The 24,543-nt window shown below is 42.5% G+C and carries 25 protein-coding genes; 22 read left to right on the forward strand and 3 right to left on the reverse strand.

What is annotated here, in order from left to right:
• Positions 1 to 19: 19 nt before the first annotated feature.
• From ACQ4XT_RS11975 to ACQ4XT_RS12055, 17 genes are all read left to right on the forward strand, one after another.
• Positions 20 to 2,098 carry an HD family phosphohydrolase gene (locus tag ACQ4XT_RS11975; RefSeq protein WP_446853864.1) on the forward strand — a complete coding sequence of 693 codons (2,079 nt, stop codon included), beginning with the start codon at positions 20 to 22 and terminating at the stop codon, positions 2,096 to 2,098.
• Between the two features lies 1 nt (position 2,099).
• Complete coding sequence (gene ybeY, locus ACQ4XT_RS11980) at positions 2,100 to 2,570, forward strand: rRNA maturation RNase YbeY (protein ID WP_167356112.1); 471 nt, start codon at positions 2,100 to 2,102, stop codon at positions 2,568 to 2,570.
• Positions 2,545 to 2,922, forward strand: coding sequence for a diacylglycerol kinase family protein (locus tag ACQ4XT_RS11985; RefSeq protein ID WP_446853865.1), 378 nt, complete (start codon positions 2,545 to 2,547; stop codon positions 2,920 to 2,922). The genes ybeY and ACQ4XT_RS11985 overlap by 26 nt, the downstream gene beginning before the upstream one ends.
• Positions 2,923 to 3,000: 78 nt before the next feature.
• A complete protein-coding gene (gene era, locus ACQ4XT_RS11990) occupies positions 3,001 to 3,906 on the forward strand; it encodes a GTPase Era (RefSeq protein WP_226591018.1) in 906 nt (301 codons plus the stop codon).
• Between the two features lie 70 nt (positions 3,907 to 3,976).
• Complete coding sequence (locus tag ACQ4XT_RS11995; RefSeq protein ID WP_160912888.1) at positions 3,977 to 4,153, forward strand: YqzL family protein; 177 nt, start codon at positions 3,977 to 3,979, stop codon at positions 4,151 to 4,153.
• 18 nt (positions 4,154 to 4,171) lie between these two features.
• Positions 4,172 to 4,918, forward strand: a complete 747-nt coding sequence (gene recO, locus ACQ4XT_RS12000) for a DNA repair protein RecO (RefSeq protein WP_446853866.1) — start codon at positions 4,172 to 4,174, stop codon at positions 4,916 to 4,918.
• A 284-nt stretch (positions 4,919 to 5,202) separates the two neighbouring features.
• Positions 5,203 to 6,090: a glycine--tRNA ligase subunit alpha gene (glyQ, locus tag ACQ4XT_RS12005; protein ID WP_446853867.1), complete on the forward strand. Its 888-nt coding sequence runs from the start codon at positions 5,203 to 5,205 to the stop codon at positions 6,088 to 6,090.
• On the forward strand, positions 6,083 to 8,167 hold the full coding sequence (glyS, locus tag ACQ4XT_RS12010) for a glycine--tRNA ligase subunit beta (RefSeq protein WP_446853868.1): 2,085 nt from the start codon (positions 6,083 to 6,085) through the stop codon (positions 8,165 to 8,167). The genes glyQ and glyS overlap by 8 nt, the downstream gene beginning before the upstream one ends.
• Positions 8,168 to 8,248: 81 nt before the next feature.
• Positions 8,249 to 8,878 carry a transcriptional regulator CcpN gene (ccpN, locus tag ACQ4XT_RS12015; RefSeq protein ID WP_146812817.1) on the forward strand — a complete coding sequence of 210 codons (630 nt, stop codon included), beginning with the start codon at positions 8,249 to 8,251 and terminating at the stop codon, positions 8,876 to 8,878.
• Positions 8,879 to 8,901: 23 nt separating this feature from the next.
• Entirely contained in the window at positions 8,902 to 9,714 is an 813-nt protein-coding gene (locus tag ACQ4XT_RS12020) for a pyruvate, water dikinase regulatory protein (RefSeq protein ID WP_446853869.1), read from the forward strand.
• Positions 9,715 to 9,968: 254 nt separating this feature from the next.
• Complete coding sequence (locus ACQ4XT_RS12025; protein WP_446853870.1) at positions 9,969 to 10,430, forward strand: YaiI/YqxD family protein; 462 nt, start codon at positions 9,969 to 9,971, stop codon at positions 10,428 to 10,430.
• Between the two features lie 37 nt (positions 10,431 to 10,467).
• Positions 10,468 to 12,279, forward strand: a complete 1,812-nt coding sequence (dnaG, locus tag ACQ4XT_RS12030; protein ID WP_446853871.1) for a DNA primase — start codon at positions 10,468 to 10,470, stop codon at positions 12,277 to 12,279.
• A 37-nt stretch (positions 12,280 to 12,316) separates the two neighbouring features.
• Positions 12,317 to 13,450, forward strand: a complete 1,134-nt coding sequence (rpoD, locus tag ACQ4XT_RS12035) for an RNA polymerase sigma factor RpoD (RefSeq protein WP_089654288.1) — start codon at positions 12,317 to 12,319, stop codon at positions 13,448 to 13,450.
• A gap of 77 nt (positions 13,451 to 13,527) precedes the next feature.
• Complete coding sequence (locus tag ACQ4XT_RS12040) at positions 13,528 to 14,073, forward strand: hypothetical protein (RefSeq protein ID WP_446853872.1); 546 nt, start codon at positions 13,528 to 13,530, stop codon at positions 14,071 to 14,073.
• Positions 14,074 to 14,169: 96 nt separating this feature from the next.
• On the forward strand, positions 14,170 to 14,538 hold the full coding sequence (gene cccA / locus ACQ4XT_RS12045; protein ID WP_146812822.1) for a cytochrome c550: 369 nt from the start codon (positions 14,170 to 14,172) through the stop codon (positions 14,536 to 14,538).
• A gap of 69 nt (positions 14,539 to 14,607) precedes the next feature.
• Positions 14,608 to 15,315, forward strand: a complete 708-nt coding sequence (locus tag ACQ4XT_RS12050) for a tRNA (adenine(22)-N(1))-methyltransferase (protein WP_446853873.1) — start codon at positions 14,608 to 14,610, stop codon at positions 15,313 to 15,315.
• Positions 15,312 to 16,430: a Nif3-like dinuclear metal center hexameric protein gene (locus tag ACQ4XT_RS12055; RefSeq protein ID WP_446853874.1), complete on the forward strand. Its 1,119-nt coding sequence runs from the start codon at positions 15,312 to 15,314 to the stop codon at positions 16,428 to 16,430. The genes ACQ4XT_RS12050 and ACQ4XT_RS12055 overlap by 4 nt, the downstream gene beginning before the upstream one ends.
• A 35-nt stretch (positions 16,431 to 16,465) precedes the next feature.
• Here the strand turns inward: ACQ4XT_RS12055 and ACQ4XT_RS12060 are convergent, their stop codons facing one another.
• Positions 16,466 to 17,422: a 4-hydroxy-3-methylbut-2-enyl diphosphate reductase gene (locus ACQ4XT_RS12060; RefSeq protein ID WP_446853875.1), complete on the reverse strand. Its 957-nt coding sequence runs from the start codon at positions 17,420 to 17,422 to the stop codon at positions 16,466 to 16,468.
• 175 nt (positions 17,423 to 17,597) lie between these two features.
• Between ACQ4XT_RS12060 and ACQ4XT_RS12065 the strand changes: the two genes are divergently transcribed.
• Both ACQ4XT_RS12065 and ACQ4XT_RS12070 read left to right on the forward strand, forming a co-directional pair.
• Entirely contained in the window at positions 17,598 to 18,917 is a 1,320-nt protein-coding gene (locus ACQ4XT_RS12065; protein ID WP_446853876.1) for a DEAD/DEAH box helicase, read from the forward strand.
• Positions 18,918 to 18,932: 15 nt separating this feature from the next.
• A complete protein-coding gene (locus ACQ4XT_RS12070; RefSeq protein WP_446853877.1) occupies positions 18,933 to 19,826 on the forward strand; it encodes a deoxyribonuclease IV in 894 nt (297 codons plus the stop codon).
• 779 nt (positions 19,827 to 20,605) lie between these two features.
• On the opposite strand, the gene ACQ4XT_RS12075 is transcribed toward ACQ4XT_RS12070, so the two are convergent.
• Positions 20,606 to 20,890: a DUF2624 domain-containing protein gene (locus tag ACQ4XT_RS12075; RefSeq protein ID WP_446853878.1), complete on the reverse strand. Its 285-nt coding sequence runs from the start codon at positions 20,888 to 20,890 to the stop codon at positions 20,606 to 20,608.
• A gap of 190 nt (positions 20,891 to 21,080) precedes the next feature.
• On the opposite strand from ACQ4XT_RS12075, the gene ACQ4XT_RS12080 reads away from it, so the two are divergent.
• Both ACQ4XT_RS12080 and ACQ4XT_RS12085 read left to right on the forward strand, forming a co-directional pair.
• Positions 21,081 to 21,809 (forward strand): lytic transglycosylase domain-containing protein, encoded by a 729-nt coding sequence (locus tag ACQ4XT_RS12080; protein ID WP_446853879.1) that lies wholly within the window; start codon positions 21,081 to 21,083, stop codon positions 21,807 to 21,809.
• A gap of 115 nt (positions 21,810 to 21,924) precedes the next feature.
• A complete protein-coding gene (locus tag ACQ4XT_RS12085) occupies positions 21,925 to 22,500 on the forward strand; it encodes a hypothetical protein (protein WP_446853880.1) in 576 nt (191 codons plus the stop codon).
• A gap of 33 nt (positions 22,501 to 22,533) precedes the next feature.
• On the opposite strand, the gene ispG is transcribed toward ACQ4XT_RS12085, so the two are convergent.
• On the reverse strand, positions 22,534 to 23,658 hold the full coding sequence (gene ispG, locus ACQ4XT_RS12090; protein ID WP_089654277.1) for a flavodoxin-dependent (E)-4-hydroxy-3-methylbut-2-enyl-diphosphate synthase: 1,125 nt from the start codon (positions 23,656 to 23,658) through the stop codon (positions 22,534 to 22,536).
• Between the two features lie 250 nt (positions 23,659 to 23,908).
• Here ispG and ACQ4XT_RS12095 point away from each other — a divergent pair, with 250 nt between their 5' ends.
• Positions 23,909 to 24,529: an NfeD family protein gene (locus tag ACQ4XT_RS12095; protein WP_446853881.1), complete on the forward strand. Its 621-nt coding sequence runs from the start codon at positions 23,909 to 23,911 to the stop codon at positions 24,527 to 24,529.
• The last annotated feature ends 14 nt before the right edge of the window (positions 24,530 to 24,543 follow it).

Below are 24,543 nucleotides of genomic sequence, written 5' to 3' on the forward strand. Positions count from 1 at the left end.
ACAGCTCCAAAAACTTAACATGCACAAGTCGAAGCTGTTGTATGCTTTACCCGCATTCGCTGTTGCTGTTTATTTTTTTGCGCTTGCCATTCCAAATGTCTACACGCAAACTTATGAGCTTGAGAAATACAGCACGGCTCCTGAAACAATTCGTTCCCCTATCACCATAGAGAACAAGCAAAAGACAGAGCAGCAGCTGAGAGCAGTTACTCAGGCCGTTGAAGATCAATATACGATCTCTGAAGATATTGCGGAAGAACGCCTGAATATGATAAGTGAAATTTATGATGTCGTAAAAGAAACGAAGAGTCAGGGAGAAAATCTAACTAATGAAGAACAAGTAACTATGATTGAATCGCTTTTAACGGGTGAACTCTCTGAAGGGCTTCCCACAGAGGTTTTCCTTCCTTTGCTGAGGGCGGATGATCCTTCGTTGAGTGAGAGCCAGCGGATGCTTGAAAACCTCTTACATAACTATTTTAAAGAAGGGGTCCAAGTATCAGAAGTTGAAGATGTGGAACGAAGAATTGATCTGGAAGTTCAATATTCAGAAACGCCTATGCCTTTGAAATCAGTCATTTCAGACATCGGGGCCTATGCCCTTGTCGAGAACTCCTTGTTCGACCCTGAAAAAACAGATAGAGCCATAAAAAAAGCGGCTGCTACTGTCGAGCCGGTCATGATTAGAGCTGGAGAAGTGATTGTTTCAGAAGGGGCTACGATTACAGGGGATATCTATGATGATCTTTTGTTGACCGGACTGCTTGATCAACAGCGCAATATCCTTCCATCCATTGGACTGGCTATGTTTGCCCTTCTATTAGGCGCTATTTTGTATGTAGAATGCAGGAAGGCCGTTAAAAAGAACAACTGGACGGTACGTCATATTTTTATATCCACGCTGGTATCCTTATTAATGATTACGCTCATGAAAGTGTTCAGTTTATTCGGGTCAATGGAACAACCTGTCTACTATCTTTTCCCGGCCGTCACAGGTGTTATGATTATCAAGATCCTCTGTTCTGAACGATTTGCGATTGTATTGGCGGTTGTCTATTCTTTAATGGCTTGCTTGTTGTTCAATGGACAACTAGCTGGAGCTCTTCATGCAACCGCAGGAATGTATTTACTTCTATCTCAGCTGTCAGGTATCTTTTTCCTCACTCAAAGTAAAGATAGGTTATCCATTGTGCGTGCTAGTGCAGGTGTTGCTTTTACCAATATATGTGCAATCCTGTTCTTTCTATTCATTTCTTTTGAAAAATATTCATGGTCGGAAGTGCTTTTATATAGTGGGTATGGAGTCAGCGGCGCTTTTCTTTCCGCAGTTTTGACGCTTGGCTTTCTTCCTTTCATAGAGACCGGTTTCGGGGTTCTTTCTGATCAAAAATTGCTGACGCTTGCCAGTCCTAACCACCCGCTTTTACGTAAAATACTAGTGGAAGCACCAGGTACGTATCATCACAGTGTCATGGTAGCCAATTTAAGTGAAGCGGCGTGTGAATCAATAGGAGCTCATGGTCTTCTTGCACGTGTGGCATCCTATTATCATGACCTCGGAAAAACCGCCCATCCCCATTATTTTATTGAGAATCAAATGGGGATGAGAAATCCGCATAATTTTCTGGAACCTGAACAAAGCGCTGAAATGATTATTAACCACCCCTATGATGGTGCGAGGATGCTGAAGCAGAGTAAATTTCCCGACGAAATTATTGATATCACTAAACAACACCATGGGAAGACGCTTTTAAAGTATTTTTATTATCAGGCTAAGGAAATGAACGAAGATACCAAAGAAGATGATTATAGGTATCCAGGTCCGAAGCCCCAAAGTAAGGAAGCGGCCATCGTTTGTATTTGCGATTCGGTGGAAGCGGCGGTAAGGTCATTAAGTCACCCGACAGAAGAAAAAATCCATAATATCGTGAGGTCTATTGTGGAAGACCGGATGCTCGATGGTCAGTTGGATGGCAGTAATTTAACGTTTAATGAGTTGAAGACAATGGAAACAGCCATATGTGAAACACTGCATGGCATCTTTCATTCAAGGATCGAATACCCAGAAACCAAAACATTAGTCAAGGAGGCAAAATAATATGATTACCATTGATTTTCAAGACGAAACCAATTCAGTAGATGAAGCATTTGTCGATATGATTCAGCGTATCATCCGTTTTGCAGGAGAAAAAGAAGGGGTTACAGGGGATGCGGAAGTCTCTGTCAGCTTTGTGGATAACAAAGAAATTCAGGAAATCAACCGCAATTACCGTCAAAAAGACGAACCAACAGATGTCATTTCTTTTGCTATGCAAGAACTTGGGGAGGATGAAATGAATGTGTTGGATGAGAACATGCCGCTTATGCTAGGTGATATAATCATTTCTGTCGATAAGGCAAAAGAGCAAGCCGAAGACTATAACCATTCTCTTGAACGAGAATTTGGCTTCCTGGCGTTGCACGGGTTCTTGCATCTGCTTGGTTATGATCACATGAATGAAGAAGATGAGAAGAAGATGTTCGGCAGACAAGAGGAAATTTTACATGAGTTCGGACTTCAAAGATCGTAAACAGAAGTCAGGGATTGGTTTCCGTTTCGCTTGGAATGGAATAAAAGAAGTGTACCAGTCGGAGCGGAACTTTCGGATTCATCTCTCCGTAGCTTTATTAGTTTTCATAGCAGCCTTTTTATTCGGTTTAACTAAAGTGGAGTGGATGACCATCCTAATCATCATTGTCATCGTCCTCAGCCTGGAAATGGTTAATACAGCTATGGAAAGGCTGCTTGATTTTTACCATCCAGAACAACACCCCGTCATAGGGTCCATTAAAGATATTACAGCCGGGGCTGTTCTTGTAGCGAGTATTGGATCGGTCATCATAGGACTCATTATTTTCATCCCTAAGCTTTTCTTGTTATGAGAATAGGAATGAACCCCAGAAGATGATATAGTATAGTGAAGCAGAACGACTGCGTGAACATTTATTGGAGGAACATTTATGACAGAGAATTTCAAATCGGGTTTTGTTACAATCGTTGGCCGTCCGAATGTGGGCAAATCAACGTTCATGAATCGTGTAATTGGTGAAAAAATTGCCATCATGAGTGACAAACCCCAAACCACTAGAAACAAAATCCAGGGAGTAATGACAGATAAGGAGTCGCAAATCATTTTTATTGATACTCCCGGAATCCATAAACCGAAGCACAAGCTTGGAGACTATATGGTGAACGTTGCAGAAAATACATTGAACGAAGTGGATGCCGTTCTTTTTATGATCAATGCAGAAGAAGGATACGGCAGAGGGGACCAATTCATTTTGGACCGTCTCCAGCGTGTCGACCAGCCTGTATTTTTAATCATCAATAAAATCGACAGGGTTCACCCAGATGACTTACTGCCTTTAATTGATCAGTACAAAGAGAAGCTTGATTTTGAAGAAATCATTCCAATCTCAGCGCTTGAAGGAAACAATGTCAACCATTTGTTGGACGTCCTAAAACAGCATCTGCCTGAAGGGCCGCAGTTTTATCCGGAAGACCAAATCACGGACCATCCGGAACGTTTTGTAATAAGCGAATTTATTAGAGAAAAAGTGTTGCATTTAACTCGTGAGGAAATCCCTCACTCTATTGCTGTTGTCATTGAAGCGATCGAGCCTAGGAATGAACATGATAAAGTACAAATTCAAGCGGCTATCATTGTGGAACGAAAGTCTCAAAAAGGCATTATTATCGGTAAACAAGGCAGTATGTTAAAAGAAATCGGTAAGAGAGCCAGAAGAGACATCGAGTCACTTTTAGGCAGCAAAGTGTATTTGGAACTTTGGGTTAAAGTACAAAAAGACTGGAGAAACAAACAAATCCAACTTAGTGATTTCGGATATCGCGAAGACGAATATTGAGGGTTGGAAAATATTAAGCCTTATGTTTTCGGTCAGGGGAAGCATTCTAGTAATGTACAATCGTTTAGCGATGATAAGAAAGGCGGTGTTTCTTGTGCGCGACAAGCTTTCATGGAACGTTTTCAGTCAAACAGGCAGTGTGGAAACTTATTTACTGATGAAAGAATTGGAGTCTCAAGATCAACAGTCTCAAGAACAGCTCGCTTCCCCTACTGAACCAATATCTACGGATGATCTTCATTCGTAAACGGAGCAGGTGAGCCATTTGATGGACAAGGTGGAAGGAGTCGTCATCCGGACGAATAATTACGGTGAAACACATAAAATCGTCACGATGATGACACGAGAAAAAGGGAAAATCGGCGTAATGGCTCGTGGGGCTAAAAAACCAAAGAGCCGGATGTCCTCAATCACCCAACCATTCATCCACGGCACATTTTTAATTCAAACAGGGTCCGGCTTAGCATCAATGAGTCAGGGGGAGATGTTATCTTCCCTCAGGTCGATTCGCGAGGATATTGTAAAAACGGCGTATGCCTCTTACATCGCAGAATTGACAGATAAACTCATTGAAGAAAAGCAGCCGGATCCTTTTCTTTATGAACAGTTGCTTCAAACCTTCCAATGGATGAATGAAGGAAAGGATCCAAATATCCTGACGTTGATGTATGAATTGAAAATGTATAAAAAAGCGGGATTCGCTCCGGTCGTCGATCACTGTATCCAATGCGGCAGTCAGGAAGGACCTTTTGCATTTTCTATGGTAGAGGGCGGTCTATTATGCTTTCGTTGTAAGCAGCGGGACCCGCAAGCTTATGGTTTGCCAGATCCATTACCAAAATTGCTGAGAGTCTTCTTACATATGGATGTGAAGCGGCTTGGTCAGATTACGATGAAAGAAGAAAATAAAAAATTGTTGCGTCACATTATGGATGAATACTATGATCGATATGGTGGATATTTCATTAAATCAAAGAAATTTTTAAAGCAGCTGGATTTGTTTTCAGACTGAGGTTTGACAATTTTGCTGAAATTAGAGTATGATTCTATTACTAAATAACGTGTTGCTGTGAAGGAGAGTAGTAACCGGTCTTTCTGTTTCCAATAAGCGAGCTTGTGATGGTGAGAGACAAGCGGAAACCAGCTGGTGAAGGCGTTCTGGAGCAATAATCAAAGTGGCTTCCTTTTTGGGAAGCAATTAGGGTGGAACCGCGGAGACCCCGTCCCTATGTCTGGATGCAGACGTAGGAACGGGGTCTCTTTTCATTTGAACAAGCCATTTTTAGGAGGGAACGTATGAATATTCAAGACATGATCTTAACACTGCAGAATCACTGGTCAAAACAAGGATGTCTGCTTATGCAAGCTTACGATACAGAAAAAGGGGCAGGGACGATGTCTCCCATGACGCTTTTACGAAGCCTTGGACCTGAGCCGTGGAACGTTGCCTATGTAGAGCCTTCCCGCCGTCCTGCTGATGGGCGATATGGCCAAAACCCGAACCGTTTATATCAACACCATCAATTTCAGGTCATCATGAAACCTTCTCCTGATAATATTCAGGAATTGTACTTAGAATCACTGGAAGCTCTTGGAATTGATCCGAAGAAACACGACATCCGTTTCGTTGAAGATAACTGGGAAAACCCAACTCTTGGTGCCGCAGGTCTTGGTTGGGAAGTTTGGCTTGATGGCATGGAAATCACTCAATTTACGTACTTCCAGCAAATCGGCGGTCTTGAAGCGAAGCCTGTTTCTGCTGAAATTACGTACGGCCTGGAGCGGCTGGCGTCTTACATTCAGGATAAAGAAAATGTATTTGAATTAGAATGGACCAACGGAGTAACGGTGGGAGATATTTTCACCCAGCCAGAATATGAACATTCGGTTTATACGTTCGAAGCTTCTGATGAGGAAATGTTGTTCGATCTTTTCTCGACTTATGAAAAAGAAGCACAGCGCATCATGGAACAAGGGCTAGTTTTCCCAGCTTATGATTATGTGTTGAAATGTTCACACACATTTAATTTGCTTGATGCAAAAGGAGTCATTAGTGTAACGGAACGAACGGGTTATATTTCCCGTGTAAGAAACCTGGCTCGGAAAATAGCTAAAACCTATGTAGAAGAAAGGGAACGTCTTGGCTTCCCGATGTTGAAAAAGGAGGAGGGTTATCATGAGTAATACCGTATTATTTGAACTAGGTGTGGAAGAGCTTCCTGCTCGTTTTATCAATGATGCATTAGATCAGCTGCAAGCAAAAACAGCTCAATGGTTTAAGGATAACCGAATTCCTTATGGAGACATCACCGGCTTTGCAACCCCGAGAAGGTTGGCAGTTAAAATTACAGACGTTGAAGAAAAGCAGCCTGATATTGAAGAGGAAGCGAAAGGACCTGCTAAGAAAATCGCTCTTGATGAAGAAGGCAACTGGACGAAAGCGGCCATCGGTTTTTCCAAGGGGCAAGGCAAAGATGTAGAGGATATTTATTTTAAAGAAATCAAAGGCACCGAATATGTTCATGTCAATAAGTTCATTGAAGGAGAAGCAACCACAAAACTCCTACAAAACTTCCGGGATGTTTTCTTATCTCTTACTTTCCCTAAAAACATGAGATGGGGAAATCGTGACATGCGTTATGCACGTCCAATCCGGTGGATGATCGGTCTTTTCGGTGAACAAGTCATTCCTTTTACAATCGAAGGGGTGGAAACAGGAAATACGACATTCGGGCACCGTTTCTTAGGGTCCGAAACGACAGTAACTGAAGCGGGTGCTTATGAACAAACGTTGAAAGAACAGTATGTCATGGCTTCTGTGGAGGAAAGAAAAGCTGAGATAGTCGATCAGTTGAAGAAGCTTGAAAGTGAAAATGAGTGGAAGTTGATCATCGATGAAGATTTATTGAACGAAGTGACGCACTTAGTTGAATATCCGACGGTTTTCAGTGGCACTTTCTCGGATGAATTCCTTGATGTTCCCGAAGAAGCACTGGTTACTTCAATGAAAGAGCATCAGCGGTATTTTCCGGTACGTTCTCTGGACGGAGAGTTGAAACCTCATTTCGTTGGCGTTCGTAATGGGGATGACCAGCATCTTGAGACCGTTGCAAGAGGAAACGAAAAGGTATTGAAGGCACGTCTTAAGGATGCTCAGTTCTTTTATGAAGAAGATCAGAAGGGAAGCATTGATGAAAAAATGCAAAAGCTTTCTCGCATGGTCTATCAGGAAGAGCTTGGGACGTTAGCAGATAAAGTCCAACGGATCGTGGCCATTACTGGCAAACTCGGGGAATGGATCGGTCTTGAAGAAGCCCAACTGCAAAAAGCAAAACGGGCAGCTGAAATTTGTAAATTTGACCTTGTGACCCAGATGGTCGATGAATTTACAGAACTACAAGGAACGATGGGCGAAAAGTACGCGCGGATCTTCGGTGAGGATGAAGAGGTAGCTGTAGCCATTAATGAACATTACATGCCTCGTCAAGCAAATGGGGAGGTACCTTCGTCAACCATTGGTTCACTTGTCAGCATTGCAGATAAGCTGGACACAATCGTCGGTAGTATTTCCATCGGTATTATTCCAACTGGTTCACAGGATCCATACGGATTAAGACGCCAGGCTTTAGGAATCCTGCAAACCTTAACGGCTCATGGATGGTCCATTCCAGTTGAACAACTGATCGATCTCGTACATCAATTTTATTATGAACTGGAGCTCCCGACTCGTGAGGAAAAAGAAGTTCATAACGACTTACATGAATTCTTCCGCGTACGTGCGGCCTACTTAATGAGAGAGGAAGGAGTCGCACCAGATGTTGTGGAAGCTGTGTTGGCAAAAGGAATCGGCATCTATCCTACAACGAAGGAAAAAGCGGTTCTACTAGTAGAAAAACGCCAGGACCCTTCATTCAAAACTGTGCATGAAGCACTAGGTCGTGTGTTGAATTTGGCTAAGAAGGCAGATGATGCAAATGTCGATCCTGCCTTGTTTGAAAATGACCAAGAGCGAAAGTTATATGATGCATATCAGCAAGTACAGGAAGATTATCGACACGCATTGCGTGAAACTAAGCTGGGTCCTGCTCTTGATCAGTTATCCAAACTTGCAAACCCAATCCATTCCTTCTTTGATGCAACGATGGTAATGGCAGAAGACGAAAGCATCCGCCGTAACCGCTTAGGTCTATTGAAGCAGATTTCTGAGGACGTCTATGCGTTCGCCAACTTGAATGCCATTGAATGGAAACAACAGTTCTAATCAGCTTTCTTTTACCGATAATTAAAATGAGCTATAATTAAGAAATAGTATGTCACAGTTAGTGATCGGGGTGAAGAATGATTGGAACTATCAAACCGGCAAGAACAAATTATTCAAATCGTGAAAGATAACGGGCCTATTACAGGTGAGAATATCGCAGATCAGCTGAACTTGACACGGGCGACGCTGCGTCCAGACTTAGCCATTCTTACAATGGCGGGTTTTCTGGACGCCCGCCCGCGTGTCGGTTATTTCTTTACGGGAAAAACAGGGTCTGAGCTTTTTACCGAGAAGCTTAAGAAGTTCAAAGTGGATGAATATCAATCCCGCCCGATTGTTGTGGAAGAAGATGTATCGGTTTACGATGCCATCTGCGCTATGTTCTTAGAAGACGTAGGGACACTTTTCGTAACAGATCAACACTCCATTTTAACAGGAGTCTTATCAAGGAAAGATCTGCTGAGAGCGAGTATAGGTAATCAGGACCTTACATCCGTTCCTGTCCATATCATTATGACGAGGATGCCGAATATTACGGTTTGTGAACCTGAAGATTTGTTGTTAGATGCAGCCCAGAAGTTAATTGAAAAACAAATTGATGGTCTGCCTGTAGTCCAACCTACTGAGGAAGGGTTGAAAGTGGTCGGGCGACTGACAAAGACAAATATCACAAAAGCACTTGTGGAATTGGCCAGAGACCAACACTTGTAATTTTAAAGGGGAGGAGGGATCGTATGGAAAAGCCCTTAATTTATGTTTTATCTGATTCAGTAGGTGAGACGGCGGAACTGGTCGTAAAAGCGTGTCTCAGCCAGTTTGATGACGGGCCTTTTGACTTGCAGCGAATCCCTTATGTGGAAGACAAAGGGACGATCAATGAGGCGGTGCAGCAGGCGAAAGAACATAACGCGATGATCGGTTTTACACTAGTAATTCCAGAGTTCAGACAACACCTGAAGCAGGAAGCTGAAAAGCACGGCATTGAGTGCGTCGATATTATGGGACCGATGATGGAGGTCATGGAAAATCATCTGCAAATCAAACCTCGGCTTGAACCGGGACTTGTTCATAAGTTAGATGAAGATTACTTTAAGAGAGTAGAGGCTATCGAATTTGCTGTCCGGTACGATGACGGTCGTGATCCACGTGGCATTTCCAAAGCCGATATCGTGTTGATCGGCGTTTCTAGAACATCGAAGACTCCATTGTCTCAGTATTTGGCTCACAAGCGCCTGAAAGTAGCTAATGTCCCGATTGTCCCGGAAGTGCAGCCGCCATCGGAATTGTTCCGTGTCGATCCCGATAAATGCATAGGCTTAAGTATAAGTGCAGAGAAGCTAAATGATATTAGAAAAGAAAGATTAAAGTCATTAGGTCTTGGAGATCAAGCAAGCTATGCGAATATGACGCGCATTCAACAGGAAATCGATCACTTCAATCGAATTGTAGAAAAGATCGGCTGCCCGGTGATTGACGTATCAAATAAAGCTGTCGAAGAGACAGCGAATGTCATCATGAACAAATTACGTCAAAATGCCCAAGAATAATACAAATAGCGGAAGTCGCGCTTTGATTAAGCGCGACTTTTGTTGGGAAGAATGAAATTAGGTACAATTAGACATAGCGTAATTGATAGGAATGTATTATAATATCTATTTGTGGTAAAAATCCTTATAATGAAGGGATGTCCATTCCTAGGAAGTTTTTCTGATAGTGAGCCCTAAAAGCACATACTTTTCAGAAAAATAAAACATTCACTTTTAAGGAGGATTCTACCGCTTATTGTAGAAATATTGATACTATGCCAAATTTAAATGTTCATATTTATGTTGATGCAGATAGCTGTCCAGTACAAGAAGAAATCATCGATGTGTGTATGCAGTATGATCTACATCCTTATTTCATCGCAACCGTCAATCACTATAGTCGTGAGAAAGCAGAAGCTGGATGGATGTTCGTCGATGATGGATCGCAATCTGTTGATCTGTATATCCTTAATCAAGTAGGCGAAGGCGATGTCGTTATTACCCAGGACCTTTCCCTGGCTGTATTATTGACTTCCAAAGGGGTTTATGTCCTTACTCCAAGAGGTAAACTGGTTAGAGAAAATGATGCAGACAACATCATGAATCAAAAATTCATAAGGCAGCAGACGATGAAGCAGAGGAAGAAATGGAAGGGCCCATCGGCATTCACTGCCCAGGATCGCGAAAAGTTTCGATCTGTTTTCCAAAAATTGTTGTCAGAACATGAAGGATTTTAAGCATTGAAAGAGAATAATTGAGTAGTATGGTGATCTTATGGCTGGACATATTCCAGAAGAAAAAGTCGATGAAATCAGAAGGTCAACGGATATTGTAGAAGTGATCGGCAATTACGTCGATTTGAAAAAACAAGGCAGGAATCATTTCGGCCTTTGTCCTTTCCATGGAGAAAACACTCCTTCCTTTTCCGTTTCTCAAGATAAGCAGATCTTTCATTGCTTTGGTTGTGGAAAGGGAGGGAATGTCTATACCTTCCTGATGGAGATTGAAGGGTTCAGTTTTATCCAGGCATTGAAGCAACTGGCTGAGCAGACAGGTATTGATCTGCCTGATCAGTTATCTGAAGATGCCCCGTCAGAAAAGAGCCAAGAATCCCAGGCTATGCTTGAAGCGCATCAATGGTTGACTAAATTATACCATCATTTGTTAAAGAATTCCAAAGATGGTCGGGAAGCCTACCAGTATTTAATCGACCGTGGCTTTACGGATGAAACGATCCAGAAATACCAAATTGGATATTCACCGGATTCCAAGGACTTTGTTGTTACGTTCCTTGAAAAGAAAGGGTATCATCCACAGACGATGGTCAAAGCAGGGCTGCTCAGTACCAATGATCATGGTGAATATGCGGACAGGTTCCGTGGAAGAGTGATTTTTCCACTTAGGAATCACTTAGGAAAGACGGTGGCATTTGCGGGAAGATCTCTTGGGCAGCAGGAACCAAAATATTTAAACAGCCCCGAGACAGAACTTTTTCATAAGGGACGCCTGCTTTATAATTTCGACCTTGCCCGCTCCGCTATTCGAAAAGAAAAAACGGTGATTCTGTTTGAAGGATTTGGAGATGTTATATCTGCAGACCAGGCAGGCATTCACCATGCCGTGGGTACGATGGGTACTTCATTATCAAGCATGCAGGCAAACCTGTTGAAGAAATACGCCGAGCAGATCATCATCTGTTATGATGGTGACCGCGCTGGTATTGAAGCAGCAGTCAAGGCAGCGAAGCTCTTAAAAAGTGTGGGCTGTCAAACTTACGTTGCTCGTGTCCCAGATGAACTTGATCCGGATGATTTCATCCAAAAGTATGGAGGGGACCGATTCAAGCGTGAAATTATCGATACTAGTGATACGTATATTTCCTTTATGATGAATTACTTGCGTAGAGATTATAATCTGCAAGTAGAAGGAGATCGCATTACTTATATCGAAAAGGTATTACAAGAGATCGCAGGGCTTGACCGTGCGGTCGAACGAGAGCATTACCTTAATGAGATCGCTACAGAATTTCAGCTCTCCGTAGAAACTCTGAAAGAAGAAGTTCAGCGGATTCGATCACAAAGCGGTGTAAAGGATAAGGAGCCTAAGAACCGATATACTAATGATACAAGGCAACCTACGGTTCAAAAAAAACTATTACCCGCTTTTCATAATGCAGAAAGAAAGTTGATTGCGTATATGTTGAGAGATCCTTATATCGCTGATAAAGTTCAAGAGGAAATCGGAGGAGCTTTCAATATTGAAGACCATCAGGTCATTGTCACCCATCTTTATGCATATTATGAAGACGGCAATGAATCAGATATCAGTCAGTTCGTTGAGATGATTGAAGATGCTTCCATCAAAAACCTGGCGATCGAGCTAGCAATGGCCCCTGTCAGCGAAGAAGTTTCTGATCAGGAAATCCATGATTACATCACAAGGATTCGGTCAGAACAATGGGATCGAACGGACATTAGAAACCTTGAATCTGAGTTGAAAAAGGCTGAACAACAAAATGAGCCGATCAGGGCAGCGGAAATTGCGATGGAAATCATCAGACGCAAGAAAGAGTTAAAACACCACTAGGTAGAGTTTGTATAGATTGTTGGAAGGAGGGGGACTTATGGCAGATAAGCAACAGCAGCCATCACGTTCTAAAGAAAATGAGAACCAAACAGAATTGACACTTGAGCAAGCGAAAGAGCAAGTGGTAGAGTTAGGGAAAAAACGAGGGATTCTCGCATATGAAGAGGTAGCGGAAAAACTATCGAGCTTTGAATTGGATTCCGATCAAATGGATGAATTCTATGAACACCTGAATGAGCAGGGTGTAGAAGTGATTGGAGACTCGGAATCAGATCCAAGTATGAAGCAATTGAATAAAGAGGAAGAGTTCGACCTTAATGACTTGAGTGTACCACCTGGGGTCAAAATTAATGACCCTGTGCGTATGTACCTTAAAGAAATCGGCCGTGTGAACCTGCTATCTGCGAAAGATGAGATCAGCCTTGCCCAACGCATTGAGAATGGTGACGAAGAAGCGAAACGTGACCTAGCGGAAGCCAACCTGCGTCTTGTCGTAAGTATCGCTAAAAGATATGTAGGCCGAGGGATGCTTTTCCTTGACTTGATACAAGAAGGTAACATGGGTCTGATCAAAGCGGTAGAAAAATTCGATTATCGTAAAGGTTATAAATTCAGTACCTATGCTACGTGGTGGATCCGCCAGGCAATTACAAGAGCGATCGCTGACCAAGCGCGTACAATTCGTATCCCTGTCCACATGGTGGAGACGATCAACAAACTGATTCGTGTCCAGCGTCAACTTCTTCAGGATCTTGGTCGTGAACCGACACCGGAAGAGATTGCACAGGATATGGACCTCACTCCAGATAAAGTTCGTGAAATTTTGAAGATAGCCCAGGAGCCGGTATCTTTAGAAACACCGATCGGGGAGGAAGATGATTCTCATTTAGGTGACTTCATTGAAGACCAGGAAGCGACATCTCCTTCAGATCATGCAGCATATGAACTGTTGAAAGAACAGCTTGAGGATGTCCTTGATACATTGACAGATCGAGAAGAAAATGTACTCAGACTCCGTTTCGGTTTGGACGATGGACGTACAAGAACACTTGAAGAAGTAGGAAAAGTGTTTGGGGTAACTCGGGAGAGAATCCGTCAAATCGAAGCGAAGGCTTTGCGTAAACTCCGCCATCCAAGCCGGAGTAAACGTCTGAAGGACTTCATGGAATAAAGATTCTCCGACTCAGGGGTGCTTTCGCCAATAGATGCGAGAGGGCTCCTGAGTTAACTTTTCTTTTGGGGGCTGCTATGAAACATGAAAGGACAAACATCATCATTGATGAAATCAGGTACTGGAAACAAAATCAATTGCTTCCAGATGAATATTGCAATTTCCTGTTAGCGCTTTATACTCAAGGTGAAAGCCAGGAGAACGAAGAGAGCACTGAAGGTTCACAATCACTCGCCTTTTATATGCTCATGGCAATGAATGCTTTTTTGTTACCCCTTTCATTTCTTGTCATTTATTTTACTGAAATGGGCATCATATTGCAAACAGTGGTTTTGTCGAGTTTTGTAATCGGGGTATGGATTCATATCCGTTGGTTACAATATAAAAAGTCGGACTGGCTTTTCGTGCCGCTACTCAATGGTGCTTTAATTCTTCTGCTTCTGACCGTTCACCTAAACCAAAATATAATAGGCCTTGGATGGCCCTTTTACATAACACTTGCTTCAAATTTGATTTTCTGGCTTTTTCTTGGCTGGTTATGGAAAGTGAAAACGCTTTTCTATTCAGGCGTCATTGGCTTCATTTTTTTAATTATTTACATTGTTTCACAAGTTTTCACATGATATCTCTTTAATAAGTAACGGTTTTCAAGTAAAATAAATATAGTCGAATAGACACGAAAATTCTATATGAGGGAATACATAAGGAGGTTGCAACAAATGAGAAAGAACCCTGTGATTCCATTCGCAATTATCGCTGTGCTGGGGATCGTCGTCATGATTGTCGTATCTGCAGCGGGGATTAACCAACGCGAAGCTATTCAGAATGAAGAAGAAGGCGGCGGTGAGAAGCAAGAGGAAACCGCAAGCGCAAGTCCTGAGGAGTTGTATCAGAATCAATGTGCAAGCTGCCACGGCGGAGACCTTGGCGGGGGAGCCGGCCCTAACCTTCAAGAAGTAGGAAGCCGCTATTCAGCTGAAGAAATTAATGACATCATCGTAAATGGTAAAGGTTCTGCCATGCCTGCTGGTCTTTACACAGGAGAACAAGCAACGAAATTGGCCGAATGGCTAGCCGAAAAGAAATAACAATAAGAAGAAGAACGAAAAGCTTTCTGGCTAATCAGGAAGCTTTTCTTTTATGAGAGGAAAGCGTCTATGAATGTAAATCAATTATCTAAACGTTTAGCACTGGTGGCCGACTATCTACCGAAAGGAGCACATTTTGCGGATATCGGTTCTGATCACGCCTATCTTCCGTGCTTTGTATGTATGAAAGACCCGGAAGCAAGAGCAGTAGCGGGTGAAGTGAATCAAGGACCGTATGATAGTGCAAAAAGTGAAGTGGAAAAACATAAGCTTGAGGATCGCATTGATGTCCGCCTTGGTGACGGGCTTGCTGTAATCGCTCCTGGAGAAATAAAACAGGTTGTGATTGCTGGAATGGGCGGGCCTTTAATTCGTGATATTCTTGAAGGAGGAAAAGAGAAGCTGTCAAGCGTCAATCGAATTGTCGTCCAGCCCAATATCGACTCAAGGTCTCTTAGAAGATGGTTCTTCCAGCATGACTATACACTTGTTGATGAAACGATTGTAGAGGAAAGCGGCCACATTTATGAAATTCTTGTTGCAGAAAAGGGTGACCCATCCTCATCTTACAATCAACAAATGATAGACAAAGAAATGTGGCTTGGACCGTTTTTATTAGAGAAAAGACCAGAGTCGTTTATTAAGAAATGTAAAGAGGAATGGAAGAAGAAACGATATATTATTAAGCAGATGAAACAAGCGGCTTCTCCTGATGAAGAGAAATTAAAACAACAACAAAAGGAACTGAAATGGTTAGAGGAGGTATTGCAATCATGAACCAAATGTCCACCGCCCAGGACATCATCCGTGAATTTGAAAAATGGTCACCCAAGGGGTTGGCCTTTGAATGGGATAATGTTGGTCTCCAAGTTGGCACCCTTAATAAACCAGTGAAAAACATCATGGTTACCCTTGATGTGTTGGAGAACGTTGTAGATGAAGCGATTGAAAAAGAAGTGGATCTAATTATTGCCCACCACCCTCTGCTTTTTGTTAAATTGAATCGAATCAATTTGGATACACCGAAAGGGAGAATCGTCCAGAAACTGATTAAACATGACATTACGGTTTATGCTGCACACACGAACCTTGATATTGCCAAAGGTGGTGTGAACGATGTCATGGCTGAACTGATTGGAGTAACGAATAGCCGGCCCCTGATTGAAACAGGCAGCGACTCTCTCTTAAAGCTCACAGTTTTCGTCCCTGAAAATCACGCAGATGAGTTACGGAATGCCATCAGTGAGGCAGGAGCAGGTCATATCGGTCGTTATAGTCATTGTACGTATCAACTTTCCGGACAAGGAACATTTAATCCGGAAGAGGGGACCGATCCGTATTTGGGTGAACAAGGAAAGCTTGAAGTCGTTGATGAAAAACGAATCGAGACGATTGTTCCGAAGTCACGCTTATCCGGAGTTTTGAAAGCGATGGAAGAGGCTCATCCATATGAGGAAGTCGCATATGATGTTTATCCATTATTAAATGAAGGTGAACCAATGGGAGCGGGGCGTGTAGGAGAACTGAAAAATCCATTGCCTTTGCAGGAGCTTGTTGAGCTGGTTAAGAAGCAATACAAAGTCCCGCATCTGCGTGTATCTGGGGAAATGGATAAAAAAGTAAGGAAAGTCGCTCTTCTTGGAGGCAGCGGAGAAAAGTATATTCATCATGCTAAGCGAAGCGGTGCAGATGTTTACATTACAGGAGACATGACTTTTCATATGACCCAAGATGCCATGGAGATGGGGCTTTCCATCATTGATCCTGGACATCACGTTGAAAAAGTCGTTTGTCCGAAAGTAAAAGAATATCTTGAAGCGAAGTGTAATAAAAAAGGAGATTTTAACTTCTTCGTTTCTGAAGCGAATACGGAGCCATTCACAGTTGTATAAAAAAAGGATGAAAGCCAGGCTTTCATCCTTTTTTATTATCTCTTTACTTTTTTTCTGGCGCGAACAGGAGGTAAGATCTTTTTCTGCTCCACTTTTGACTCGCGAACCCACGTGCTTTCATCATTGTGATCAAATTGCTCGATAAATTTAATTACTTCTTTTGTTATAGGGGTCGGGGTCGACGCTCCTGCTGTAACAGCAACTTTTTCGACACCTTCCATCCATTCTAATTGGATTTCTGTCACATCAGCAATACGATATGCTGTTGTACCTGCTTTTTCCATAGAGACTTGGGCTAGTCGATTGGAGTTGTTACTCATTGGATCACCAACCACCAGCGTCAAATCAGCTTCGCCCGCCTGTTCGGAAACGGCTTCTTGACGAACCTGGGTCGCCATGCAAATCTCTTGCTGCTTTTCAAGTTGGGGGTACTTTTCCTTTGCTTTTTCCATGACATCATAGACGTCCCATTGACTCATGGTCGTTTGGTTGGTGATCATCAATTTGTCATGATCAAGATTCAGTTCTTCAACATCTTGTTCCGTTTGGACGAGATGGACTTTACCTGGTGCTACACCCATAGCGCCTTCTGGTTCCGGATGTCCTTTTTTACCTACGTAAATGACTTCAAAACCTTCAGCTACTTTTTTCCTGATTAAGTTGTGGGTATTCGTCACATCAGGGCATGTGGCATCTAAAACGGTGAGCCCTTTCGCTTTCGCGCGTTTCTTCACTTGAGGAGAAACACCGTGAGCGGTAAAAATAACCGTGCCATCATGAATGCCTTCTAGCATGTCACTTCGGTTTTTTCCATCTACAGTAATAATTCCTTCTTCCTTGAAGGCATCCGTTACGTGTGAGTTATGAACAATCATGCCTAATATATATATAGGACGTGGCAGATTCGGGTCTTTAGCTGCGTTTCGAGCAATGACCATTGCATCTACTACACCATAACAATAACCGCGAGGGGCGATTTTAATGACTTCCATTGATTAACGTCCTCCTCTATAAATCCAATCCAATAACTTTAAAGATACCATTATCATTATAAAGGGTAAAGGGAAAGATGACAAAGAAAGACGTTCTAAGACAAGGTTATCGTGCAATTTGTCTTCTGCTCTATTATAATAGGGAAGGAACATTTTACATTAAAGGAGAACGGTTATGAGTAAGCATACATTTGATCAATATGCCATTACTTCTACAGTCAGTCGAATTGTAGAGGGATTAGGCTTTAAGAAACCCACACCTATACAAAAGCAGGTCCTGCCTGCAGCTTTGAGAGGGGAAAGTCTCATCGGACAGTCCCATACAGGATCAGGTAAGACACATGCCTACTTACTTCCACTGTTCAATCAGATGGATGATGAGGCAGAACATGTGCAGTTTGTGATTACCGCGCCTACAAGAGAATTAGCCATTCAAATTCAGGATGAAGTGAAAAAAGCCATCCAAATGGCCGGCAAAGAAGAGGTTTGGCGCTCAAAACTCCTCATAGGTGGAACGGATAAGCAGAAAATGGTTGGCAAGTTATCTTCAAGAGCTCCGCATATTGTCGTCGGAACACCTGGGCGTATATTAGACATGGTCAAAGAAGAGGCGATTGACCTTTATCAAGCCAAAGCCTTTGTGCTGGATGAAGCAGACCTGATGCTGGATTTAGGATTTATTGAAGAGATAGACCAAATTCTTGTACGGATGGACCAGGATGTACAGATGCTCGTCTTTTCAGCGACCATTCCTGAACGTCTGCAGCCATTCCTAAAGAAATATTTGACGAACCCCACACATATCCAGATTGAAGATGATAAGCCATCACCGGAAACGATGGAGCATCGTCTAGTACCTCTTAGACATAAAGAGCCGGCTGATGTCATTGTGGAAATATCGAAGGCGATTCAGCCTTATTTGGCCATCATTTTTACAAATGGCAAAAATCATGCCGATGAGCTTGCTGGTGAATTGATGAAGAGAGGTCTAGAAACAGGAATTCTTCACGGAGGTCTTTCACCAAGAGAGAGAAAAAGAATGCTTAAAGAGTTGCAAAACTTGCGCTATCAGTATATTGTAGCCACAGACCTTGCATCACGAGGAATTGATATCCAAGGCGTAAGTCATGTCATCAACGCTCAAATGCCGAAGGAAGAAGAATTCTACATTCACAGAGTCGGGCGAACAGCTCGAGCTGGAATGCAAGGAACGGCTATTAATTTGTATAAGGAATCCGACCTGCCACTCATTCAGAAGCTTGAGAAAAAAGGTCTTACTTTTGAATTTTATGAAGTGAAAAATGGAGAATGGAAAGAAACAAATGCCTACAATGAGAGGCAGAACCGTGAACGTCATGCTTCCGATTTGGAGAAAAAAGCGAAGCAGATGGTGCGGAAGCCGAAAAAAGTAAAGCCTGGTTATAAGAAAAAAATGAAGCAACAGACAGATAAAAATATGAGAAAACTGAAACAGAGCCGTTTCAAGAAGAAATAAGAAAGGGTAGATCGTATGTTGAAGATTGGATCACACGTTTCTATGAAAGGGAAAAAAATGCTGCTGGGCGCCAGTGAAGAAGCTACATCCTATGGTGCAAGCACATTTATGATCTATACAGGAGCTCCGCAGAACACAAGACGCCGCCCTATTGAAGAGCTGAACATTGAAGCTGGGACGGAGCACATGAAAGCGAATGGCATTGGCGACATTGTGGTTCATGCTCCTTATATCATCAATATCGGAAACACAACCAAACCGGAAACATTCCAGTTAGGTGTTGATTTTCTAAGGAATGAAATCGAGCGTACTGAAGCACTCGGAGCAAGACAAATCGTACTTCACCCAGGGTCTCATGTTGGACAAGGGGTAGAAAAAGGGCTGCCAAAGATCATTCAAGGATTGAACGAGGTCCTTCATAAAGATCAAAAGGTTCAAATCGCTCTTGAGACGATGGCAGGGAAAGGCTCTGAAATAGGTAGGAACTTCGATGAATTGGCACAAATTATTGATGGCGTGACCCATAACGAGAAATTATCCGTCTGTATGGATACGTGTCACATTCACGACGCAGGTTACAATGTCGTGGAGGATTTTGATGGAGTATTGAATGAATTTGATAAAATCGTCGGCATCGATCGTCTGAAAGTGATCCATGTAAATGATAGTAAAAACATTCAAGGAGCAGCCAAGGACCGCCACGAAAATATTGGATTCGGTCATATCGGTTTTGATGCACTTCATAAGGTGATTCATCACCCGACACTCAAAGATCTTCCTAAAATTCTTGAAACGCCTTATGTAGGGGAAGATAAGAAGAACAAAAAGCCTCCATATCGCTTTGAAATTGATATGGTCAAAGAAGGCATATTTGATGAAGGTTTAAAAGATAAAATCATGCAACAATAAAGAAGGAGCCCTTGTGCTCCTTCTTTTTTTCGTTAGTTATTAAAATAAATGGCAGGATTGTGGAAGACTCAGTTTCGAGATGTTTCCGGGGTCGTTATCGTGGTGAGCGCCAGGGGTGGCTGGGAAGCTACTCGCTTTCCTGCGGGGATGACGGCAAGCCTCCTCGTGCTTCGCACTGTGGGGTCTTGCCAGCCAATCCATTCCCGCGGGAGTCTCGCAGCTTCCCAACCACCCCTTTCAGTGTAAGGGAGAAACGAACCCTTGTACCAAGTTGGAGGGTCTTCCACTATCTAACTGTTAGAGATATAAAGCGCTTTGGATTAAGCTTTTATGTGTTATGGAGGTGTTCTATACCCCACTTCCCATAATTATATGAGCTGACCTTTTGGTAGTGGTTTCAAGGATCTTCCTTGGCAAAGGAGCGGAGGGGAATGGCGAGACTCCTAAGTTAAGTATGCAGGCGCCTTGATCAGCGGCGTATGGACTGGACTGAGCTGGGGGAGATAAAGGAAACACGAATAACAGAGTGATTCGATGTTGACTTATCGTACAGAAGCGAGGGAAGTCTCACTAGCCGCTAGGCGCCGGAACCGGATATCGAAGAGGAAAAAATGCAGGGTGAGTCCCCAAAGGACGCAGTCCGAGGAGGCTCACCGCGGTCCCTCGGAAAGCGAGCTATTCCTTGTAGCACCCATCCACTCAACCAAAGTCTTGAAACTGGGTATTCAAGTAAAGGGAGCGTTTGTTGAATTAAGAACAGAGAATGGTTAGTGGTTTATTTATTTTAGCCAATGCTCTACACCGTATTCTTTTGCCATTTTCATGAGCAGTTTATTTACAGATCTCGCGGTATCTTTTGAAGTTATTTTGGCGAGTTTGCTCAACATTCGTTTCCGTCCATCCGGTTCGAAGGGATTATCTTTGTTAGTCTTCAATGCTTTGACAATAGCAGCAGCTTCATCCTTTGTTATCGGAATTTGGTATTTCTGACTATAAAAAAGTAGTTCTTTTACGGTTAACTGCTTCAATTTCTGGGTAATTAACTGTTGTGCCACATTCTTCATAGGCTTATACTCCCTCTCTCCTTATTTACTACACCATATGAATGTTGAGAAGGATTTGTGTTTTTAAAAAATTATGTCTATAAGTATTTCAATTGAATTACATATTTCATTCGGTTAGTATAAGCCAATGGGTTTAGTGGAGAACTGGTCAAAAGTACCAGTGTGCATAAAGTGAAGGAGTGAAACATATATGAAGGAACAAAAACCGCTTTGGACAATGGGTGTGTTGATGCTGCTCGTTGTGGCGACACTCTTTACTATAAACCAATGGAACCAAAAGCAGGAAAAAGCCTTGGCTGACCAAAAACAGGAATTGAAGCATAAAAATGAAAAGCTATCTCTGGAAATTGAGCGGTTACAATCCACGAATGAATATTTAAAGGATCAGCCGTCAGCAGAACAAGAAAAAAATGGGTATCATACATGGCCCGAAATCGAAAAAAATGCAGAAATCCTTGTAAGTGAAAGTGATGGGAATTTCAAAAAATCGTGGGCAATGTACCTCGTTAAGGAAGCGCAGCGCTATGAGATCAACCCCTTCCTTGTTTATGAACTACTGAAGGTGGAAACAGGGGGAACCTTTGACCCTAAGCTCGTGGGACCTGAAACAAAATATGGACATGCTTATGGGATGTCACAATTTATGAAAAACACAGCGCCTTGGATTGCCGATATGGCTGGTTTACCTTATGAAGAAGAGTTGCTTTTCGATCCTTATTATTCCATGCAATTATCCTTAGTTTATTTAGATTTCTTACAAAACAAATATGATGATTGGGATGAAGCACTTACGGCGTATCACCGGGGGATGGGCGGTTTAAAGGAATATAAAAAAGAAAATGGACATGCCGAAAGCTGGTATGCAAAAGAAATTCAAAAGAAGGCAGAAAACCATACGGCCGTCGTATTAGCGAATTGATTAGAAGCGTCTGACGTTAAGTCAGGCGGTTTTTTACCATCAAATCCCTCATGTAATTTCTTGTACTCTCCATATAATAATCATGATTCTTCAAACAGAAAGTGAGGGTATTCTAATGCATGATCCGAAAGATACTGTTGAGAATCATCATAAAACGCAAAAAGCCCCTGAACATGGCGATGAATTAGAGCAAGTTCATGAAGATGCCGTGGACGAGCATGATGAGCCGTCGACTGAACAAGTATTGAATGAAGCTTTTGAAGAAATACAAGACCAGGATTTAAGGCAGGAAGCTGGTTATAAAGAAGCTAGAGCGTCTGACTTTGATGACGTTGTAGCGGTCGACGATCATGGCCGTGGGCCAGATCAGCCTGTTTATGGCGATAGTTATGAGGAAGAGTTCGCTCAGGAAGCGGCTGTAGGCCCGATTGATGAGCCGATGAATAACGAGGAAAAGGAAACAACAATGAAAGAAGAGGAAGATGTAAAAGTGGGGATGGGCTGGTTGGGTTTATCCGCCGCAATCCTTTCTTTCTTTTTTGCTCCATTAATTCTTGGTGCCGCCGGGATTGTTCTCGGTATCATTGGTAAGCGACGCGGAGCCGATACACTAGGGAATATGGCGATTATTGTCAGTATCGTTTCCATCGCTTTTTCATTATTCTTCGCCCCGATTTACAACTTGATATAAACAAAAAGGTGACCCAATCAGGGTCACCTTTTTTTAGGATTGTTCTTGCTCTTGTTTTAGTTTCTCTTTTTCTTTACGTTCTTTTTCGTAATGTTCCTCAGCCAATTTGTCGACTTCTTTCTTCAGTTCATCGACCATGATGTCTTCAGGTACTTTACGGATAATTTCCCCGTGACGGAAGAGTAAACCTTCTCCTCGTGCACCGGCAATACCGATGTCTGCTTCTCTAGCTTCACCTGGTCCATTGACAGCGCAGCCAAGTACAGCTACTTTAATTGGTGCTTTTATGGTCTGGATATATTCTTCAACCTCATTGGCGATAGAGATCAAGTCAATTTCAATTCGTCCACAAGTCGGACAGGATATTAATGTTGCGGCGTTCGAAGCAAGACCGAACGATTTGAGAAGCTCTTTCGCCACTTTTACTTCTTCTACAGGGTCAGCACTCAAGCTGATCCGTACGGTACTTCCAATTCCTTTACTCAAGATGGCTCCAAGTCCTGCAGCACTTTTTACTGTACCTGCGAAAAGGGTCCCTGATTCGGTGATTCCCAAGTGAATTGGATAATTGAAAGCAGCTGCGGCTTTTTCATAAGCTTCGATAGCCAATTTCACATCAGAAGCTTTAAGGGATACGATGATATCGTGGAAATCAAGGTCCTCAAGAATCTTAATGTGATGCAAGGCACTCTCAACCATCCCGTCTGCGGTCGGATAACCGTATTTTTCAAGGATATGGCGCTCGAGTGAGCCTGCATTAACTCCGATTCGGATTGGAATGCCCTTTGCTTTTGCGGCTTTGACGACTTCTTCAACTTTTTCGCGTTTGCCGATGTTCCCAGGGTTGATACGGATTTTGTCTGCTCCACCTTCAATGGCTTTCAAAGCTTTCTTATAATCGAAGTGGATATCAACGACCAATGGGATGTTGATGCGTTTTTTAATTTCAGGAATTGCGTCAGCAGCTCTGTCATCAGGGCACGCCACTCGGACGATCTGACAGCCGGCTTCCTCTAGTCGCTTGATTTCAGCAACTGTTGCTTCTACGTCGTGTGTTTTGGTGGTGGTCATGGATTGGATCACAACCTCATCAGAACCACCTATTGTAACGTCACCGACTCTTACGGGACGAGTATCTTTTCTGTGCGTAATTGCCATTAATATCGCTCCTTTGTATATTCACAAAAAGGTATGCAAGATGAATTCCAATCTTCATTATAAGGGCTAATTTTGTAAATGAGAAGTCAGGAACCTTAAATAAGCACATTTGTGAGTTAAATTTGTGTAAACCCATAAATGCTGACATCATTATATCATGGAGAAAATGAAGAAAAAATAATTGTAACTTTGAAACAAAAGAAGCTTTTCAAACGTACATATAGTAATTAAGGAGAGGATGTGAACCATCATGTTTACCTATGATTGGATCGCTTTATTTATTACTTTTCTCGGCACGATGTTTTTAATTGGTGAATTACTCGTTAACATGCGCGGTGTGTTCGCGATTATAGGCTTCGGCTTTATAACCGTTTATTTCTCTGGTTATCTTGAAACTGAAATGTTCATAGTCATGATGCTCGTATATTTTTTGGGAATTATTCTTATGATCATTGACGGTAAGCTCCTGAATGATGGGACACTTGCGACAATCGGTGCTGTAACGATGATTATTGCCGTTGGCTTCAGTGCGCCCAATTGGGTAGCTGGTTTGTACAGTGTGATCGGGGTCATTTTAGGAGGTGCAGCTTCCTTACTGTTCTTGAAAGTTTTCAAACATAGAAAGATGTGGTCGAAAATGGCTCTCAATGATCAAATGTCCTCGGAAATGGGGTACAACTCAATGAATGAAAAGTACCAGTATTTACTTGAACAACAAGGAGAAGCGCTCACTGATATGAGACCAGTAGGTACGGTTAAAATTGAGGACGAAGAATATAGTGCCGTTTCAAATGGTCAATGGATTACTCACGGTGATAAAATTAAAGTTGTTAAAGTGGATGGGACAAAAATCCTGGTCAAGAAGTTGTGAAATTACTAAACCTT

It is taken from the genome of Halobacillus sp. 12SKB (assembly GCF_052941655.1).